The organism is Kitasatospora sp. NPDC059571 (genome assembly GCF_042735675.1).
Classification (GTDB): domain Bacteria; phylum Actinomycetota; class Actinomycetes; order Streptomycetales; family Streptomycetaceae; genus Kitasatospora.
Genome location: NZ_JBHWBW010000549.1, coordinates 2,575 through 4,821, shown reverse-complemented (window position 1 = coordinate 4,821; position 2,247 = coordinate 2,575). Strand labels below are relative to the sequence as shown.

Annotated in this window: 1 protein-coding gene; it reads right to left on the bottom strand. The window is 77.3% G+C overall.

Annotation, left to right across the window (positions count from 1 at the left end; all coding sequences use genetic code 11):
• A partial coding sequence (locus ACFV0G_RS35255) for a tetratricopeptide repeat protein (protein WP_380556760.1) occupies window positions 1–2,107 on the bottom strand: 2,107 nt, incomplete at its 3' end.
• Window positions 2,108–2,247 lie beyond the last annotated feature (140 nt).

Sequence of the window (2,247 nt, the reverse complement as noted above, 5' to 3'; positions counted from 1 at the left end):
GGCCGCGCCGCGGGGCCCGCCCCGCGGCGACGCCCGCCGCGGTGTGGTGCGCGGAGGTCTCCGGGACGGCCTCCAGCGCCGCGACCGCACCCGGCCGGTCGCCCGCCGCCAGCCGGACCCGGGCGAGGCCGAAGGCGGCCCCGACGTAGCTGCGGTCGGTGACGGCGACCAGCCGGTAGAAGGCGGCGGCGTCCTCGCCGCGGCCGAGGAGTTCGGCGCAGACGGCGAGCGCCAGCTTGGGCGCGGCCTCGCCCGGGAAGGCGTCGTAGACGGCGTCGAAGGACTCCGCCGCCGCCTCGGCCCGGCCGGCCGCCAGGTCGGTGGTCCCGCGGTACCAGACCACCCGCCAGTCGTCGGGGAAGTCCGCGGTCAGGCCCTCCAGCACCGCCCCGGCGGCCGCGTGGTCGCCGAGTTCAAGATGGCACCGGAGCACCCGGAGCCGCAGTTCGAGCGAGGGAGCGGGCACGCCGTGCAGGGCGGCGAGGGCCTCGCCGGGTGCGCCGCCGGCCAGGGCGGCGAGCAGGCCGGCGTGCGGGTCGGACGGGTCCACCCGCGGCACGGGCAGGGCGGTGGCGGCCGCCGTTGCCCCGGGCGGGCCGGGACGGAGCTCGGTGTCGACGACCCGGGGCTCCGGCCCGAACAGGGTGGAGAGCGCCGGGCGCGGCAGGCCGTCCTGCAGGCTGAGCACCTCCCGGAGGACTCCGGTCAGCTGGTCGGCCATCTCCTCCGCGGAGCCGAACCGGCGGGCCGGGTCGGGGTCGGTGGCGCGGACGAGCAGCCGGTAGTACGACTCGTACGTCGCGAAGAGCGGCACGTCCTCCGGCCCGGGCAGGTCGTGGCGGTGGACGTCGGAGTAGCCGCGGAAGTCGAAGGTGAGCACCGCGAGCGTACGGGCGACCGTGTAGAGGTCGGAGGCGGGTGACGGGCCGTCGGCCGCGATCTCCGGGGCCTGGTAGCCGACCGTTCCGTAGACCGGCCCGTCGTCGTCGAGCCGCCGGACCGCGCCCATGTCGATGATCTTGAGCGAGTCCTCGCTCTGGATCACGTTGTCGACCTTGAAGTCGCAGTACACCAGCCCGCGGGCGTGCAGATGGCCGAGCGCGGGCAGCGCCTCCAGCGCGTACGCGATCGCCTGCTCGACCGGCAGCGGGTCGCGGCGGCCCTGCGGGTCCCGGCGCTCGTTGGCGATGTCCTTGAGGGACTTGCCGCCCACGTACTCCATGACGATGTAGCCGTCGGCGGCGCCGGTCCGCAGGTCGGGGTGCTCGGCGAAGTTGATGATGCGGACGATGTTCGGGTGGTCGACCTCGGCCAGGAAGCGCCGTTCCGCGACGGCGACGGCCAGGGCGTCCTCGTCCCCGGTGTCCAGCAGGCCCTTGAGGACGACCCACTTGTCGTTCACCCGGCGGTCGATCGCGAGGTAGATCCAGCCGAGGCCACCGTGCGCCAGGCAGCCCACCACCTCGTACTGCCCGCCGACCAGGTCGCCGCGGTGCAGCTTGGGCGTGAAGGAGTACGGCGTGCCGCACTTGGTGCAGAAGCCCTCGGGGCGGCCGGCCACCCCGGCCCGGGACCGGCCGACCGGGGCGTCGCACCGGCTGCAGTGCCGCTTGCGCTCGGGCACCTCGGGGTCGTCCAGCACCGCGGAGGCCGGATCCGGCCGGGGCACCGGCGGCACCGCGACCAGCCCCGCGCCGAGGTTCCCGCGCCGCCCGCCGCCGGCGGACCCCCGGCTGCTGCGCACCGACACCGACCGTCCGCCCCCGACCGCCGGGCCGGAGGCCCGCGACCGGGACCGGCCCGACATCGTCCGGCCCGACTCCGACCGGCCGGCGGCCCCCGGGCGCGGGGCCGCCGACTGCGGTGCGGAGCGCGCGGACGGGACGTGCGCCACGGTCGCCCCGCCCGGGGCGGCCAGCCCGCACTCGTCGCAGTACCCGTCGCCGTCGATGCTGCCCGGGCACTCCCGGGTGCACCGGAGGGCCGGCGCGGCGGCGGCCGGACCGGCCCCGCCCTGCCGGGGCGTCAGTCCGCAGGCGTCGCAGTACCCGTCGGCGTCGATCACCCCGCCGCCGGAGCACTCGGGCCGCACGCACGCCTCACCCATCGACCCCCCCGTTCTCCCCCGAAGCCGAAGCCGAAGCCGAAGCCGCAGGCGCGGTCGGTTCCGCCGCGCCCCCGTTCGCCGCACCGTCCTCCGCGGCCGCGCTGCCACCCGTGCCGTACGCCTCCTCGGGCGCCCGGTCC